The 16,507-nt window shown below is 34.1% G+C and carries 16 protein-coding genes; 7 read left to right on the plus strand and 9 right to left on the minus strand.

The genetic code is table 11. The features are described 5' to 3' along the window. Positions 1-55 precede the first annotated feature (55 nt). The 5 genes from LBU54_RS10370 to LBU54_RS10390 all read right to left on the minus strand — a co-directional run bounded on the left by LBU54_RS10370 (position 56) and on the right by LBU54_RS10390 (position 2,304). Entirely contained in the window at positions 56-463 is a 408-nt protein-coding gene (locus LBU54_RS10370) for an HYC_CC_PP family protein (protein WP_224529088.1), read from the minus strand. Between the two features lie 50 nt (positions 464-513). Beyond that, entirely contained in the window at positions 514-942 is a 429-nt protein-coding gene (locus LBU54_RS10375) for an exosortase F system-associated membrane protein (protein WP_224529091.1), read from the minus strand. Further along, on the minus strand, positions 935-1,486 hold the full coding sequence (gene xrtF / locus LBU54_RS10380; protein WP_224529209.1) for an exosortase family protein XrtF: 552 nt from the start codon (positions 1,484-1,486) through the stop codon (positions 935-937). The genes LBU54_RS10375 and xrtF overlap by 8 nt, the downstream gene beginning before the upstream one ends. A gap of 78 nt (positions 1,487-1,564) precedes the next feature. Continuing rightward, positions 1,565-1,789: a hypothetical protein gene (locus tag LBU54_RS10385; protein WP_224529093.1), complete on the minus strand. Its 225-nt coding sequence runs from the start codon at positions 1,787-1,789 to the stop codon at positions 1,565-1,567. Positions 1,790-1,800: 11 nt separating this feature from the next. Continuing rightward, positions 1,801-2,304, minus strand: a complete 504-nt coding sequence (locus tag LBU54_RS10390; RefSeq protein WP_224529096.1) for a hypothetical protein — start codon at positions 2,302-2,304, stop codon at positions 1,801-1,803. Between the two features lie 346 nt (positions 2,305-2,650). Here LBU54_RS10390 and LBU54_RS10395 point away from each other — a divergent pair, with 346 nt between their 5' ends. Continuing rightward, positions 2,651-3,109, plus strand: coding sequence for a GAF domain-containing protein (locus LBU54_RS10395; protein WP_224529098.1), 459 nt, complete (start codon positions 2,651-2,653; stop codon positions 3,107-3,109). A gap of 1 nt (position 3,110) precedes the next feature. On the opposite strand, the gene LBU54_RS10400 is transcribed toward LBU54_RS10395, so the two are convergent. Together LBU54_RS10400 and LBU54_RS10405 are read right to left on the minus strand one after the other, a co-directional pair. Further along, positions 3,111-4,364: an ABC transporter permease gene (locus LBU54_RS10400; RefSeq protein WP_224529101.1), complete on the minus strand. Its 1,254-nt coding sequence runs from the start codon at positions 4,362-4,364 to the stop codon at positions 3,111-3,113. A 78-nt stretch (positions 4,365-4,442) separates the two neighbouring features. Further along, complete coding sequence (locus LBU54_RS10405; RefSeq protein WP_224529103.1) at positions 4,443-5,693, minus strand: ABC transporter permease; 1,251 nt, start codon at positions 5,691-5,693, stop codon at positions 4,443-4,445. Between the two features lie 145 nt (positions 5,694-5,838). On the opposite strand from LBU54_RS10405, the gene purH reads away from it, so the two are divergent. The 6 genes from purH (at position 5,839) to rodA (ending at position 13,061) form a co-directional block, all read left to right on the plus strand. Then, a complete protein-coding gene (gene purH / locus LBU54_RS10410) occupies positions 5,839-7,368 on the plus strand; it encodes a bifunctional phosphoribosylaminoimidazolecarboxamide formyltransferase/IMP cyclohydrolase (protein ID WP_224529105.1) in 1,530 nt (509 codons plus the stop codon). Positions 7,369-7,480: 112 nt separating this feature from the next. Beyond that, positions 7,481-8,509 (plus strand): rod shape-determining protein, encoded by a 1,029-nt coding sequence (locus LBU54_RS10415; RefSeq protein WP_114300653.1) that lies wholly within the window; start codon positions 7,481-7,483, stop codon positions 8,507-8,509. 10 nt (positions 8,510-8,519) lie between these two features. Continuing rightward, positions 8,520-9,341 carry a rod shape-determining protein MreC gene (gene mreC, locus LBU54_RS10420; protein ID WP_224529107.1) on the plus strand — a complete coding sequence of 274 codons (822 nt, stop codon included), beginning with the start codon at positions 8,520-8,522 and terminating at the stop codon, positions 9,339-9,341. Next, the gene (locus LBU54_RS10425; protein ID WP_224529109.1) at positions 9,334-9,840 is read left to right on the plus strand and encodes a rod shape-determining protein MreD; all 507 of its coding nucleotides are present in this window, start codon (positions 9,334-9,336) and stop codon (positions 9,838-9,840) included. Before mreC ends, LBU54_RS10425 begins: the two co-directional genes overlap by 8 nt. Then, complete coding sequence (gene mrdA, locus LBU54_RS10430) at positions 9,837-11,777, plus strand: penicillin-binding protein 2 (protein WP_224529111.1); 1,941 nt, start codon at positions 9,837-9,839, stop codon at positions 11,775-11,777. Before LBU54_RS10425 ends, mrdA begins: the two co-directional genes overlap by 4 nt. A 3-nt stretch (positions 11,778-11,780) precedes the next feature. Further along, positions 11,781-13,061, plus strand: coding sequence for a rod shape-determining protein RodA (gene rodA, locus LBU54_RS10435; protein ID WP_224529113.1), 1,281 nt, complete (start codon positions 11,781-11,783; stop codon positions 13,059-13,061). 56 nt (positions 13,062-13,117) lie between these two features. On the opposite strand, the gene LBU54_RS15450 is transcribed toward rodA, so the two are convergent. Further along, complete coding sequence (locus tag LBU54_RS15450) at positions 13,118-13,315, minus strand: PLDc N-terminal domain-containing protein (protein ID WP_224529118.1); 198 nt, start codon at positions 13,313-13,315, stop codon at positions 13,118-13,120. 492 nt (positions 13,316-13,807) lie between these two features. Continuing rightward, the gene (locus LBU54_RS10445; protein ID WP_224529120.1) at positions 13,808-16,444 is read right to left on the minus strand and encodes a valine--tRNA ligase; all 2,637 of its coding nucleotides are present in this window, start codon (positions 16,442-16,444) and stop codon (positions 13,808-13,810) included. Positions 16,445-16,507: the final 63 nt, after the last annotated feature.

Consider the following 16,507-nt stretch of genomic DNA (forward strand, 5'->3'; position numbering starts at 1 on the left):
AACTAACAATTGCTCTAGCTAGAGCTTTACTTTAATTGGGAGTACTATATTTAAATCAAATGAGGTAAGTCTCATCTAGAACATGTATGTCCTTGATAATTTTTGGAGGTTTGTAGTTTTTATGCGGTATAATAGGCTTCGCCAACGTTTCAAAAAGATACGTGTAGCTGAATACATATGATACCAGTGTTATATAAGTATCCTTCTCAAAAGATTGGAAGTCTTTTTCTGTGAGGTCATCTTGCCCTTCAATAACATCAACCGTATCTTTACAGCATGGCTTTTTTACATAACTTATGTCTTCCGCGTCCATTCCGCCACACTTTTTGGCATTGGAAAAGATTGCAGTATCCACTAAATGCTCACCACAGAAATGCTTTTCAACCGTAAACGATAATGTAGATACAAGAACGAATACAGCTAATAGTGTTGAGAGGATTTTATGTAACACCGTTAATTTCACACCGCAAATCTACAAAATATAGGGATACGTAAGTTATTTTTATAATTGCCTTAACGGTTTAGTTTATAATAATAAAAGGCTGGCAATAGCAGAATTAGAAGTAAAGGTTGTATTAAAAACCGCCTAATATTGAAGAACAAATAATAGTCCTCTTGCTTCGGATTAATGACAAAATATAAAAAGGGAATCAGCAACGCAAAATAGGCAAGACCATATAGCATCACCGAAAATTTTATCATCCCTTTATCCTTAAAAACCACATACAAAAATGCAAGAGAAATAACCGTATTTATGCCGAAACGTAAACTGGTATAAAAAACCAACTTCGCCACCTCACGCCTTGGACTATCCATGTATAAATAATCATTTTCAAAAAAGGCCAAATAAGGATCGTAAAATAAAACATCCTCAAATGCCCTTACTAAAACAAGAAGTAGAATTAGAAAAGCCAGAATACCATATTTCGTAATTCTATTCATGTACTTTTCTCTTTTTTGAAAATCGATTTACCCAAACCATCCACAACACAAAAACAGTCCCATAAATAGCCAATGGAAAAATTACCGTATGCAAAATCTCTCTTCGCCATGGATAATGGTAAAGTCCTGCAGACAATACAACAATTCTAATGAGATTAAATGCATAGATAATAATGCTTCCTGCCAGGCAGTATAAAAAAGTCGTCTTAAAATTATCAGCAAAAGCAATAATAAAGGATAAAAAAAGTATGATTATACTTATCGCATTACAGCCTTCAATTACTCGTGCTACAAACTTCCCATTTATGATTACTTTCATAGATGGTTCACTTTCATGTGGTAATACTTTAGCATCATAACCCAATCCATCGAGTAGATTTTCTGTTTGATTTGCTACTAAATGGGTAGCATAATCAGGGTAGTATTTTGTACCATCAGAAAATTCTAAATAAAAATAATAGCCAACTGTCAATACAGAATACACAGTCAAAAAGGTAATTATAAACCGAATGACGAGCTTATATTTTAGAAGTAATGTTTTGATGAGATAAATATAGGTATATAATAAAAATGACCTTTAATGAATAAAGGTCATTTTAGCTATCTTTAGACAAATTCTTTTCTAATACCTTAATTCTTTTCTATTAAAAGCTTTTTTATAGACTAAATAAACTAATCCTGGTACTAAAGGGATAAAAATTGACGCTAATATCCAAATAGCGGAAAGAAATCTATTTTCTCTATTTTTTATTTCGCTAAATACTACATAAATAGCGAGTAAAGCATGAATTAAAAGAAATGTAATCATAAGAATTTGGCTCACGGTATCACTTAATACAATATCCATAAAAATATTTTTTAACATTCAAAATCAGTTACACAAACACAATAAAAATCTCCCCAAAGACAACCACAATCGGTTCCTCCAATTGAAGATGGTTCATCACCACAATAATCAGTTATTGTCTGTAATGCATTATTACACTTACTTTTTCTAAACCTGAAACACCATAAAGTTAAATTATTACTTTTTTGATAATTTGTATCGTAGTCATTTCCACTATTTTCTTCGTCATAGAAAAGGGTAGTCGTAGCTACAGAAAGCGGTTTACCTATATCTTTTGTTTCTCCCTCTAATTCAGTATAGGTAATAATTGTATTATCGGTGTTATTTTGTACAGTTATATTTTCAGCAATTCTGTCAAAAGTTACTACATATTCTTTATTATCTAATCTCATCTCCACAGACTTTTCATTTGCAGAAATATCAACCGAGACAAATATAGTATCGGACTTTTCAGTGATTAAACGATATTCATTTGAGGAGAAACTAACTTTCTGAATTTTGTTTGCAAACAACATTTTTTCTAATACTAAGCTGGGTTGAAATATTGTCTTTGAAGTTATTATCAAATTTTCAGTAACTATTTCTCCAAAATCATCACGGCTACATGAATAATTTAAAATCATTATTACAAATAAAAGAATTTTAAAACTACATTTTTCTCATTTTCATTTTCTTAGAATTTTAATTAACAATTATATTTTTTATCAAAAACACACTTAGAAACTATCAAATAATCAAGTATTTACAATAATTCACAATAAAAAAAAATTATACTTAATTGATAAAATCAATATTAATTTTAATTTAAACACCAATTTTGTTTTTCACATTTTAAATACTTTTACCAAAAGTTTTTCTCAAATGACATTAGAAGATTTAAAACCAAAAGTAAAATCTATAGTTACCCAACACTCTACCAGCGTAGACGAACGATTATATAAAATTTGTGAGCTACTCGAAGCCAATATCGAGTACTACAGCTGGGTTGGGTTCTATTTTAGAAATGGTGAAAAAGAAGAGCTTAAACTTGGGCCATATGTTGGCGAACCAACAGACCACACTATTATTCCTTTTGGAAAAGGGATTTGTGGCCAGGTAGCCGTGAGCAATGCAAACTTTGTTGTACCAGATGTAACTGCACAAGACAATTATATTGCGTGTAGCATTACAGTTAAAGCAGAAATAGTAGTACCCATTTTTTTGAATGGCGAGAATATAGGTCAGATTGATATAGACTCAAACACACCAGACCCCTTTACAGAAGCTGACGAGCGTTTTCTAGAATTCGTGTGTGCGGAAGTGGCAAATATCTTAGACTAGATTACATTCCAGTTCTAATCGCTTCGACAGGATCCAATCGTGATGCGGATAATGCTGGTATTAATCCGGAAACAAGTCCAATAAAAGAGGAAATTGAAATACCTAAAAGCATATTTTTAAGGGAAAGTACAAATTCAAAATCCTCGGTGATATTATTTCCAATTATTGTACCTATATAAACCATTAATAACCCAACTACTCCACCTACAATAGCTAATATAACTGCTTCAAAAAGAAATTGAAATAAGATAAATCTATTTTTTGCTCCAAGTGATTTCTGTATGCCAATGAGATTGGTTCGTTCCTTAACACTAACAAACATAATATTAGCGATACCAAATCCTCCTACTAATAATGAAAAGCCACTGATTACCCAACCGATAACATTCATGGTACTTATTATGCCATCAATGGCGTCTTGAAGCCCAGATATAACACTTATAAAAAACGTATCTATTTCATCTGGTTTTAGGCCTCTACGATTACGCATTAACTGTATTACTTCCGCCTTTAAACCAGCAATATCTGCGTCTTTATCTGGTTTGATAATTATAATGTTTCTGAAATTTTTATTGTTATCGCCAAACCGTTTTCTTACATAATTGGCAGGAAGAAATATTGAAACATCATTACTATCACCAAAAAGTCCTGAACCTTCTTTTTTGACAACTCCTATAACTGTAAATTTTTGTCCATACAGCCTTACTTTCTTTCCTATGGGTTCAAAATCACCAAACAAGGATTTAGCTATTTCTGAGCCTATAACCACTACTGGCCTACCAGCATTAGATTCAGATTCTGTATAAAATCTACCTTTTTCAAATTCCAACACTTGGATATCTGTGAATTCATTGGAAACAACCACTGTATTAATACTGCTTACTTGCTCAGATTCATACCTTATGTTTTCACGCCTAACGAATAATTGAAAAGCAACATGCTCTGCTCCATTAAGATTTGCCTTTAGAAACTTATACTCGTTATAAGAAATCTCATCAAATGTTTCCCTTTTCCATCTTGGCACGTCAGTTGGGCCAAATGAAAAACTGGCCAAGTACATGGTATTGCTATCTAACGCACTTAATGAATCTCTGATATTTTTATCTAAAGAATCTACTGCTGCCAAAACAGCAATTATTGAAAAAATCCCTATAGTAACGCCCAATAATGAGAGAAATGTCCTGAGTTTATTATTCCTCAAGGCGTTAAAGGCAAATGAAAAGCTTTCTTTAAGTAAACGTAGATACAGTAACATAATCTCTTATACCGTTTAAAGATAATTGCTTTTCAAATACATTGTGTTACAAAAAGCATAAATCTAACCGAAGTAAATCTACATACCTGTTCTAATTGCTTCAACAGGATCTAATCTTGATGCAGAGAAGGCCGGTATAACACCTGCAATTAAGCCAATTAAAGAGGATAGTCCAAATCCTAAAAACATATTACCGAAGGATAGGACAAATCTAAAGTCTTCTGTAAAACCGTTCATTATTAACGATGTTATCCAAACCAAGAACAACCCAACCAAACCACCTACAACAGCTAGTATTGTAGCTTCAAACAGAAACTGAAACAAAATAAATCTATTCTTTGCTCCGAGTGATTTTTGAATTCCAATAAGATTAGTGCGTTCCTTAACACTAACAAACATTATGTTAGCAATTCCAAAACCACCTACTAACAAAGAAAATCCGCTAATAACCCAACCAACTGTATTTAACACAGCAATTATGCCGTCAATAAAGGAAACTAAACCTGAAAGTTTATTCACAAAAAAATCATCCTCCTCGTCCGCTTTCAAACCTCTGTAAGCTCTAAATTTTTGTTTTAATACATTTTCAAAAGCACCGATATCAACACCTTTCTTTGGTTTAATAACCACAGCTCCAGGAAGTCCATCAATTCCTCCATTTCTAAACTGTCTCACAAAATTTGCGGGGACGAAACCCTTATCGTCGGGCGAATCACCAAAATTGGCTCCATATTTTTTTAAGACACCTATAACGGTAAGTTTTCTTCCATAGACCCTTACTACTTTGCCAATTGGATTTGACTTATCAAAAAGATTCTCGGCTAAGTTGCTTCCAATTACTATAACTGGTGCTCCGGTATCAGACTCCAGCTCTGAATAGAATCTACCCTGCTCTACCTTTAAATCATCAATAGTATAAATACCGTGGGAAATTGGTGTAATATTAATGTTAGTAAGTGTTTCTGCTTGATATCTAATTGTTTCACTACCGCCAAATATCACGTAAGCAGATTCTTCAATGTCAGGCACATTACGTCTCACAAACTCATAATCATCGTATTCTGTTTGCGGAAAATTGTCACGTTTCCAGCGTGGTACTTCTGTTGGTCCAAACGAATATTTTGAAAGATAAATCGTGTTTTTATCCAGACCAGATAGGTTTTCCTTAATGTTTTTGTCAAGGGAATCTACTGCCGCCAAAACAGCAATAATTGAAAAAATACCAACGGTAACCCCAAGCAATGAAAGAAATGTTCGAAGTTTATTATTTCTTAAAGCATTTAATGCAAACGAAAAACTTTCCTTAAAGACCCTTAGGTAAACTAGCATACATTGGCGGTTTTTTACTCTATTTATCGATTAGACGTTTTCAACAATTCATTGTTACAAAAAACTCCAATAAACTGAGACAATCCTCGATATTTTCATTTTGATTATCCGTATTTTTGGCCCATCAAAATTACAATGCAAAATTATGAGCAACAAAACCATTTCATCTGCTTTAATTTCGGTTTTTAGCAAAGAGGGATTAGCACCAATCGTTAGAAAATTAAATGAGCTTAATGTGACTATTTATTCCACGGGTGGAACAGAAAAATATATAAAAGAGTTAGGAATTGACGTGGTTCCTGTTGAGGATGTAACGTCTTATCCATCAATCTTAGGTGGCAGGGTTAAAACCCTACATCCAAAGGTATTTGGTGGCATCCTAAATCGTCAGGATCACGACGGTGACATCAATGAGTTAGCAGAGTTTGAAATACCACAGATAGATTTGGTAATTGTAGATCTTTACCCATTTGAAAAAACCGTTGCTTCTGGTGCGAGTAATCAAGATATTATTGAAAAAATTGATATCGGTGGTATTTCCTTAATTAGAGCTGCTGCTAAGAATTATGCTGATGTGACCTGCGTTTCATCCGTAGATGATTACAAAGAGTTTTTAGAACTACTAGAGACTAAAAACGGTACAACTTCAGAAGAAGACCGTAAACGATTTGCCACCAAGGCATTCAATGTATCGTCACATTACGATTCTGCAATTTTTAATTATTTCAACAAAAACCATGACGAAGCAGTTTTAAAAATTAGTGAAACCACTGGCAAAGTCTTGCGCTATGGCGAAAACCCTCATCAAAAGGGATTCTTCTTTGGAGATTTTGAGGCTATGTTCACCAAACTCCATGGTAAAGAATTAAGCTACAATAATTTGCTCGATGTGGATGCTGCGGTAAATTTAATAATGGAATTTAAGGACGAAGCACCAACATTTGCTATATTAAAACACAATAATGCGTGTGGTTTTGCACAACGTAATACAGTTTATCAGGCCTATGTTGATGCTTTAGCAGGTGATCCCGTTTCTGCATTTGGTGGCATTTTGATTTCTAATTCTGAAATTGATAAGGGTAGTGCTGAAGAAATACACAAGTTGTTCTGTGAAGTTGTTATTGCACCAGCTTTTAGTGATGACGCCTTAGAGATTTTGAAAGGAAAGAAAAATAGAATCCTCCTAATATTAAACGATATTGAATTACCAAAAAGGACCGTACGAACATGCCTAAATGGTGCTTTGGTACAAGAAAGAGATAGTAAAACGGATAGCTTAGAAGACTTAAAGACAGTAACAAACACGTCACCAACACAAAATGAACTTGAGGATTTAATTTTTGCTTCAAAAATCTGCAAGCACACCAAATCCAATACAATTGTTTTGGCCAAGAACAAACAATTGTGTGCAAGTGGCACGGGTCAGACCAGCAGAGTTGATGCACTTAACCAAGCAATTCATAAAGCCAAGTCCTTTAATTTTGACCTAAATGGTGCAGTAATGGCAAGTGATGCATTTTTCCCATTTCCAGACTGCGTTGAAATTGCGGATAAGGCTGGTATTACAGCTGTGGTTCAACCAGGAGGATCAATAAAAGATGAATTGAGCATTAATTATTGCAACGAAAATAATGTTGCAATGGTTTTTACCGGCACACGGCATTTTAAACACTAAAAAATAATTAGGTAAAGAACGTCTATAATCTTAGAAATATCGTATAATTTATTACATTTACGAAGCATCATAAAACATGATGTTATTTAACCCAAATAATTAAGAAAAGCACATGGGATTTTTTGATTTCCTAACTGAAGAAATCGCAATTGATTTAGGTACCGCAAACACACTAATAATCCATAATGACAAAGTTGTAGTAGATAGCCCTTCTATAGTTGCCAGAGACCGAATTAGCGGTAAAATTATCGCTGTTGGTAAGGAGGCTAATATGATGCAGGGTAAAACCCATGAGAATATTAAGACCATTCGTCCTTTAAAAGATGGTGTAATTGCAGATTTTGATGCTTCGGAACAGATGATAAGTCTGTTCATTAAAAATATCCCAGCATTAAAAAAGAAGTTTTTCAATCCTGCTTTGCGTATGGTGGTTTGTATTCCATCAGGTATTACAGAAGTAGAAATGCGCGCAGTAAAAGAATCCTGCGAACGGGTAAATGGAAAAGAAGTCTATCTTATTCACGAACCAATGGCTGCGGCAATTGGTATTGGTGTTGATATTATGCAACCAAAGGGCAATATGATAGTAGATATTGGTGGCGGTACGACAGAAATTGCTGTTATAGCACTTGGTGGAATTGTTTGTGATAAGTCCGTCAAAGTTGCTGGTGATGTATTTACCAATGATATTATCTACTACATGCGGACACAGCATAATCTTTATGTCGGTGATAGAACCGCAGAAAAAATAAAAATACAAATTGGTGCAGCTACAGAAGACCTTGAACTACCTCCAGAAGATATGAGTGTTCAGGGTCGGGATTTACTAACTGGTAAACCCAAACAAGTTCAGATTTCATATAGAGAAATTGCCAAGGCCTTGGACAAATCAATTTTAAGAATTGAAGATTCCGTAATGGAAACCCTATCTCAAACACCTCCAGAATTGGCTGCTGATATATACAATACCGGAATATATCTTGCTGGTGGTGGATCTATGTTACGTGGTCTTGACAAGCGATTATCACAAAAGACTGATTTACCAGTTTACATTGCTGAAGATCCATTAAGAGCAGTCGTGCGAGGTACGGGAATTGTGCTTAAAAACTTACCTAAATACAAAAGCGTATTGATTAAATAAGGACTAAATAATGCAACAAATCATCAATTTTGTAATTCGAAACAAAACATTTTTGTTGTTTCTGTTGCTTTTTAGTGTATCACTGGCTTTGACCATTCAATCGCACTCCTATCATAGAAGTAAATTCATAAATTCAGCAAACAGTTTAACTGGTGGTGTTTACGGTACTTTTAATTCAATTGGTAAATATTTCAATCTTAAGGATAAAAATGAAAAACTTGCCGAGGAAAACAGGCACCTCAGAATGCAACTACTAAAGCATAGAGAACCCAACGACTCCACTTTTATTGATTCATCTCTTTTTGAAGCTACATACAAAATAGTTACAGCACAAGTCTACAAGAACAGTTATGCCTTAACAAACAATTTCCTTATGCTGAACAAAGGAAAGAAAGACAGTATAAAACAAGATTTTGGTGTAATTTCCTCAAAAGGAATCATTGGTATAATAGATAACACCTCAAAAAGCTATGCTACGGTTTTATCAATTTTAAATACCAATAGCAGAATCAATGCGCGACTAAAAGGAACTAATCACTTAGGAACTCTAAAATGGAATGGTAAATCGCCCTACTTTTCCCAATTAGTTGATGTTTCTAAGTTTGCACCAGTAAAAATTGGCGATACTATTGAAACTGGTGGACAATCGGCAATATTTCCTAGAGGTATTGGTATAGGAACAATAAATAAGTTTGAAACCGATATAAGTGGAGACACCTACAATATTGAGGTGAAACTTTTCAATGATATGACAAATCTTGGTACTGTTTATATTATTGAAAATACAGATAGAAACGAAATTAGAGCATTACAAAACACTATTGATGACTAGTGCTACAGGCATATTAGGTTTAAGATTTATGCTATTATTGTTGGCACAGGTAGTGATTTGTAACAATATCAATTTTTTTGGCTTTATAAACCCATACATCTATATCGTCTTCATCTTTTTATTTCCAATTCGAGATAGTAGAATTAATTTGTTGCTTATTAGTTTTCTATTGGGAATAATGGTTGATATCTTTTCAGATTCTGGAGGAGTCCATGCTGCCGCATCAGTGGTTTTAGCTTACTCAAGACCACTTTTTCTAAAGGCTTCATTTGGTATGCTCTACGAGCATCAAAGTGTAAAATTTAGTAATACTGATATTGGTAGTTTATTTGGATATGTTTTACTGGGTACGTTAGTTCATCATTTTGTTCTTTTTCTGCTAGAGGTCTTTAACATTTACGATATAATTTTAATTTTAAAAAAGACGTTATTCTCTAGTATTTTTACCATTATTCTGAGCGTTTTAATTATTATTTTATTCAGTAGAAATAAAAAATGAGAAAACTTCTACTTCTCACATCTGTAGTGCTAGTTGGCTTGATATTTATAGCGCGCCTATTCTATCTACAAGTATATGGTGGATTTGAGTATGATGTTTTTGAAGACTCTGCAATACGAAAAGTCTATAATTACCCTAAACGAGGTTACGTATATGATAGAAACGGAAAACTGCTTGTTGCCAATCAGCCTTCGTATGATGTTATGGTAATTCCGCGAGAGGTAGAACCAATGGATTCTGCAGAAATTTTAGAATTTTGCGAATTACTAAAAATAACAAAAGAGGATTACCATAGAAAGCTTGATAGGGCTACAAACTACTCACCCAGACTCCCTTCGCCTTTTGTTGCCCAATTATCAAAAATGGATTATGCAGTACTCCAAGAAAAAATGCGCAAATACGAAGGGTTTTATATTCAAAAACGATCGTTAAGAGCATATCAAACTACAATTGGAGCAAATGTATTAGGTGATATTGGTGAGGTTAACAGAAGTATCATAGCAAAGGAACCTTATTATAAGATGGGCGACCTCATCGGCAAGCAAGGTGTTGAAAAAACATATGAAAAAACATTAAGGGGTGTAAAGGGTATTAAGTTTATTCAAAAGGATCGTTTTAATAAAGATATTGGACCATTTAAAGAGGGTACATTAGACACGTTACCTGTACCAGGAAAGGACATTAAAATTACAATTGATTCGGAGCTTCAAGCCTATGGGGAGTTATTGATGCGCAACAAACGCGGCGGCATAATTGCCATTGAACCGTCCTCTGGTGAAATATTAGCCATGGTTTCGGGACCATCATACAACCCTAACTTATTGGTAGGAAGAGAGCGCTCTAAAAATTTTAATAAACTTTATAGAGATAGTATTGCAAAACCACTATTTGACCGAAGCCTACAAGCTATGTATCCGCCTGGGTCTCCATTTAAAACTCTAAATGCATTAATCGCACTACAAGAACGTGTAGTTACAACCAGTGACAGGTTTAGTTGCTCATTAGGTTATAGATATGGCAATAGAAAAATGGGCTGCCATCCACATCGAAGTCCTGTTGATATGAATCTTGGTATTTACGAATCATGCAATGCTTATTTTGCTAATGTTTACCGTAAGATTATAGATAAATACGATAGTCCCGCAGAAGGAATGGACAGTTGGAGCAAACATATTAAGAGCTTTGGACTTGGAAATTATCTCAACAATGACCTATCTGTTGGTCAACCTGGTAAAGTACCATCTGCATCCACCTATGACAGGGCATATGGTGAAAATAGATGGTACACCACTTTTACTATATCAAATGCCATTGGACAAGGAGAAGTGTTAGCTACGCCTATTCAGCTAGCAAATATGGCTGCCGCGATTGGTAATAGAGGCTACTATTACACACCTCATATCATTAAAGATATTGAAGATGAAACAATTCCTTTAAAATTTACCACACCAAAGTATACAACAATTGACAAGGAACATTTTGAACCGGTAATTCGGGGCATGTTTGATGTTTACAATAAGGGAACGGCAAAATATGTTCAAGTGCCAGGAATTGAAATATGCGGTAAAACAGGTACTGCTGAAAACTTTGCAATCATCAATGGGGAAAAAACACAACTAACAGACCATTCTATTTTTGTTGCTTTTGCTCCAAAAGACGATCCCAAAATAGCTATTGCTGTGTTTGTTGAAAATGGATATTTTGGGAGCAGGTTCGCTGGTAGAATGGCAAGTTTAATGATAGAACGCTACATAAAAGGTGAAATATCGAGAACTGATTTAGAAGATTTTGTTTTAAGACATACTTTAGAACATGAATACGCTAAACCTTTTTCTGATGAACCATTTGGAATAAACAGGCAAACCACATTGCAAACCGTTTCACCAGAAGAATACCGGGTAATTTCAGATATCAAAGCAACTATTGGAAACGAATAAAAAATGCTAAGGGAAAACACGAGACGCTTCAAATTTGATTGGCTAACAATACTATTATTTGTAGCATTGGTTGCTTTTGGCTATGTAAATATTTTAGCCGCCTCACATGTTGGGGAGATTACTAATTATTTTGACATGAGCCTACCTTACGGTAAACAAACCATTTTCATCGGGCTAACCTTTGTGTTGATTATCTTAATACTTTCGCTTGAGGCTAAGTTTTATGAACGCTTTGCGAGTATAATTTACATTATTGCAATAATTTCCTTATTAGGCTTATTTATATTTGGTAAGGATGTTAATGGCGCAAGGTCATGGTATGGCATTGGAAGTATGACCATACAACCCAGTGAATTTGCAAAATTCGCAACAGCATTGGCAGTAGCCAAATACATCAGCGATTTACAAACCAATATGAAAACCCTAAAAGACCAAATAAGGGTTGCTGCCATTATATTTACGCCTGCGATACTCATTCTTCTTCAAAATGATGCAGGAAGCACTATCGTTTATCTTGCTTTCTTTTTTGTTTTTTATAGAGAAGGGCTTCAACAAGTTTATCTGATCGTTGCCCTGGCTTTGATCATACTTTCTATTCTCTCCTTAAAATATGGTTTAGTACTCACGTCAATTGTAGCTGCTTCTATTTTGATAACACGCTATTTTACAAGGAAAAAGAAACGCACCTCAGTTCTGCAATATATACTTGTTTTAACAATAAGTATTGGGTTTGCTTATGGTGTGCAATTATTTTACAACAATGTACTTAAAACTCACCAACAAAACCGCATTAGTCTTTGGCTGCGTTTGGAGAAAGATCCGGCAAAATTAGAACGTATGAAAAAAGCTGAGGCATATAATCTAATCCAATCTGAACAGGCAATAAGTTCTGGGGGTTTTTATGGCAAAGGATTTCTCCAGGGTACACGAACTACCGGTAAATTTGTACCAGAACAGCATACTGATTATATTTTTAGTACAGTTGGTGAAGAATGGGGCTTTTTGGGTAGTAGCTTAGTAGTTGTCTTATTTGTAGCATTAATTGTACGGATATTGTATTTGTCAGAATTACAGAAATCACAGTTTAGCCGAGTTTATGGTTATGGCGTTGCATCTATATTGTTTCTACATTTTACGATTAATACAGGTATGGTTATGGGTTTAATACCTACAGTTGGTATCCCTTTGCCATTTTTTAGCTATGGTGGCTCTGGGCTTTGGGGATTTACCATTTTACTTTTCATTTTTGTGAAGTTGGATAGCAACAAGATTAATGAATGGTAAAAAAAGACTGCCTTAAAAGACAGTCTGAAAATAATTGGTACTGTTAATCAAAACATTTAGGAAGCTACCTTAAATGTAATTGATATTATGTAAAAGAAGACACCAAGGACCGGCAAAAACAGTAATAATACTAACCAAATTACTTTATCTTTTAGATTTATCTGCGATCTAAGCACAACGATACACAGTAGCAGGATAATTAGTATGTAACAACCTATGAAAAAATTTACCAATCCTGTATCTACCAATGTCATGGTGTCTTTATTTTATATTCACATCTCAAGTTTTTATGCACTAACTCTTTAAAATAAAATTCTTGAGATATGAATACTAATTTATGTCTATTAACATTGATAAAGTAATTACTTCTGGCAACGTTAATTAGATTATAAATTTTGTGATTTTAAGGCATCCACATCCTATCAAATAACAAATTTAAATATGTCTGCCATATTCTCTTTCTACAACTTTTCCCTCCTAATTAAATATTCTGACTCGCATTTGTCAGTATTTCAGTGGATAAAATATTAATAAAACCTTACCGTTTAATGTCCCTAAAAAAGACAAAATAGCTAGTTCTATTAAACCGATAATACAAATATGAATATAATTTTTTATATACTATTATAAATGTTTTTTATAATAATCATAAATAATAATAATGAACAGTGTCTTATAGGTCGGAATACCTGCAATCAATTGTAAATTGGACCTGAACTGAATTTACTATTTTAAAGAATATTTAACTATTTTATACTCTCTAAACTAGCCTTTATAGTTTCAATTTTGGCAATTGCATCTGCTTCTTTTTTTCGCTCGGAAGCCACAACTTGTTCTGGAGCATTTTTAACAAAACGCTCATTAGAAAGTTTTTTCTGAACTGATTTCAAAAATCCTTCAGTATAATTGAGTTCTTCGGTAAGTTTTTTTATCTCAGCTTCAACATCAATATTATCTCCAATTGGAATAAAATATTCGTTTGATTTAACTCTGAAGGTCAAGGCATTATCAATAGCTGTATTCACATACTCCAGCTTATATAGATTTCCAAGTTTTATAATAACCTGATCAAAGGTGTTATTGATATTTTCGTTATTGATAACTAAACATTCAATAGCTTCTTTAAAAGCAATATTTTTCTGTTTTCTAATATTTCTAATTCCCGAAATTACCTCGGACGCAAAGTTAAAATCTGAAATTAATGTTTCATTGATGGATGTTTTTGTAGGCCATTTTGAGACGATTAACGCTTCACTAGGCTTTCTATCCTCGATATATTGCCAAATTTCTTCAGTAAGGAAAGGCATGAATGGATGAAGAATCTTTAAAAGATCTTCAAAAATTGAAATTACACTATCTCGTGTCTTTTTATCGATTGGTTGTTGGTAGGCTGGCTTCACAATCTCGAGCAACCAAGAAGCAAAATCATCCCAAATCAATTTATAGGTTGCCATTAAAGCATCAGATAATCTATACTTACTAAAATGATCATCAATTTCATCTAAAGTCTTTTGAAATTTGGATGCAAACCATTCAATAGCAATTTTACTAGAAAATGGTTGATCTATACTTTTACTTATCTCCCATCCTTGTACTAATCTAAAAGCATTCCAAATCTTGTTGGCAAAGGCTTTACCCTGATTACATTTAACCTCATCAAACAACAAATCGTTTCCAGCTCCAGAACTAAGTAATAGCATTCCCGCTCTTACACCATCAGCTCCATACTTTTCAATAAGTTTTAAAGCATCAGGCGAATTGCCCAGTTGCTTAGACATCTTTCTTCCTTTTCCATCTCTTACTAATCCAGTAAAATAAACATTTTCAAACGGCTTATCACCTCTGAATTCATAGCCAGCAAAAATCATTCTAGCCACCCAAAAGAAAATTATGTCTGGTGCTGTAACCAGGTCGTTTGTTGGATAATAATAGTTTATCTCATCATTGTCAGGGTCTCTAATACCATCAAATACAGAAATTGGCCATAGCCAAGAAGAGAACCAGGTGTCAAACACATCTGAATCCTGAGTCATATCATTTAGCTTCAGATTAGAATTTCCCGATTTTTCTTGAGCAAGTTTTAGAGCTTCCTCTTTGGTTTCAGCGACAACAAAATCATCCTTTCCATCGCCAAAATAGTAAGCCGGAATCTGTTGTCCCCATATCAATTGACGGGAAATATTCCAATCTCGAATATTCTCCATCCAGTGTCTATAGGTATTCTCCATTTTTTTGGGGAAGAATTTTATATCCCTATCAATCAAAACTGACTGAATGGCAGGTTTTACCAGATTATCCATTTTCAGAAACCATTGATCACTCAATCTTGGTTCTATAACGGCTTTGGTACGCTCACTTTTACCAATTTTGTTTAGGTAATCTTCGGTTTTAACCAAATAACCCTTTTCATTGAGTTCCTTTACAATTTCTTTTTGAACGACAAACCTGTCTTTACCCTCGTAATGCAATCCAAAACCATTTAAAGACGCATCATCATTGAAAATATCAATGACTTCTAGATTGTATTTTTCTCCTAATTCCTTGTCGTTAACATCATGGGCTGGAGTTACTTTTAAACAACCCGTACCAAACTCTATATCTACATAATCATCCTCAATTATTGGAATTATGCGATTACAAATTGGAACAATAGCTTGTTTGCCCTTTAGATGTGTAAAGCGTTCATCATTTGGATTGATACAGATAGCCGTATCACCTAAAATGGTCTCAGGACGCGTTGTTGCGATGATCACTTTATCATCACTATCTACCAAATCATATTGCAAATAATACAGGTGGCCTTGCTTTTCTTCATAAACCACTTCTTCATCCGATAAGGTAGTTTTAGCTTCAGGATCCCAATTAACCATTCTGTATCCTCTGTAAATCAAGCCTTTGTTAAATAAATCAACAAATACTTTAATTACTGATTCACTTAAATCATCATCCATGGTAAATTTGGTTCTATCCCAATCACATGAACATCCTAATTTTTTCAGTTGTTCCAATATAACGCCTCCATACTCCTCTTTCCATTCCCATGCATGCTTTAAGAAGGCCTCTCGAGATAATTTGTGTTTATCAATACCTTGTTCCTTTAGTTTTGCAACCACTTTAGCCTCTGTCGCAATGGATGCATGATCTGTTCCTGGCACCCAACATGCGTTTTTGCCTAACAATCGAGCACGACGAATCAGAACATCTTGAATAGTATTATTAAGCATGTGCCCCATATGTAACACTCCTGTAACATTTGGCGGCGGAATCACGATAGTAAAAGGATCTCTATCATCGGGAACTGAATGAAAATAATTGTGCTCCATCCAGTAATCATACCATTTCTTCTCTACTAATGATGCATTATATTTTGAAGGGATTTCCATGTTTTGGTATTGTTTTTGCTAAGTAACTGACAAAAGTACTTATATTTCTTTTTTTGAAAAACA

This window comes from Winogradskyella alexanderae (assembly GCF_020166335.1).
Taxonomy (GTDB): Bacteria; Bacteroidota; Bacteroidia; order Flavobacteriales; family Flavobacteriaceae; genus Winogradskyella; species Winogradskyella alexanderae.

What these genes read in the sequence shown, in the direction of transcription:
- LBU54_RS10375 (WP_224529091.1), bottom strand. Translation starts at nt 942, where the DNA reads ATGAATAGAATTACGAAATATGGTATTCTGGCTTTTCTAATTCTACTT.
- LBU54_RS10385 (WP_224529093.1), bottom strand. Translation starts at nt 1,789, where the DNA reads ATGGATATTGTATTAAGTGATACCGTGAGCCAAATTCTTATGATTACA.
- LBU54_RS10390 (WP_224529096.1), bottom strand. Translation starts at nt 2,304, where the DNA reads ATGTTGTTTGCAAACAAAATTCAGAAAGTTAGTTTCTCCTCAAATGAA.
- LBU54_RS10395 (WP_224529098.1), top strand. Translation starts at nt 2,651, where the DNA reads ATGACATTAGAAGATTTAAAACCAAAAGTAAAATCTATAGTTACCCAA.
- LBU54_RS10400 (WP_224529101.1), bottom strand. Translation starts at nt 4,364, where the DNA reads ATGTTACTGTATCTACGTTTACTTAAAGAAAGCTTTTCATTTGCCTTT.
- LBU54_RS10405 (WP_224529103.1), bottom strand. Translation starts at nt 5,693, where the DNA reads ATGCTAGTTTACCTAAGGGTCTTTAAGGAAAGTTTTTCGTTTGCATTA.
- purH (WP_224529105.1), top strand. Translation starts at nt 5,839, where the DNA reads ATGAGCAACAAAACCATTTCATCTGCTTTAATTTCGGTTTTTAGCAAA.
- LBU54_RS10415 (WP_114300653.1), top strand. Translation starts at nt 7,481, where the DNA reads ATGGGATTTTTTGATTTCCTAACTGAAGAAATCGCAATTGATTTAGGT.
- mreC (WP_224529107.1), top strand. Translation starts at nt 8,520, where the DNA reads ATGCAACAAATCATCAATTTTGTAATTCGAAACAAAACATTTTTGTTG.
- LBU54_RS10425 (WP_224529109.1), top strand. Translation starts at nt 9,334, where the DNA reads ATGACTAGTGCTACAGGCATATTAGGTTTAAGATTTATGCTATTATTG.
- mrdA (WP_224529111.1), top strand. Translation starts at nt 9,837, where the DNA reads ATGAGAAAACTTCTACTTCTCACATCTGTAGTGCTAGTTGGCTTGATA.
- rodA (WP_224529113.1), top strand. Translation starts at nt 11,781, where the DNA reads ATGCTAAGGGAAAACACGAGACGCTTCAAATTTGATTGGCTAACAATA.
- LBU54_RS15450 (WP_224529118.1), bottom strand. Translation starts at nt 13,315, where the DNA reads ATGACATTGGTAGATACAGGATTGGTAAATTTTTTCATAGGTTGTTAC.
- LBU54_RS10445 (WP_224529120.1), bottom strand. Translation starts at nt 16,444, where the DNA reads ATGGAAATCCCTTCAAAATATAATGCATCATTAGTAGAGAAGAAATGG.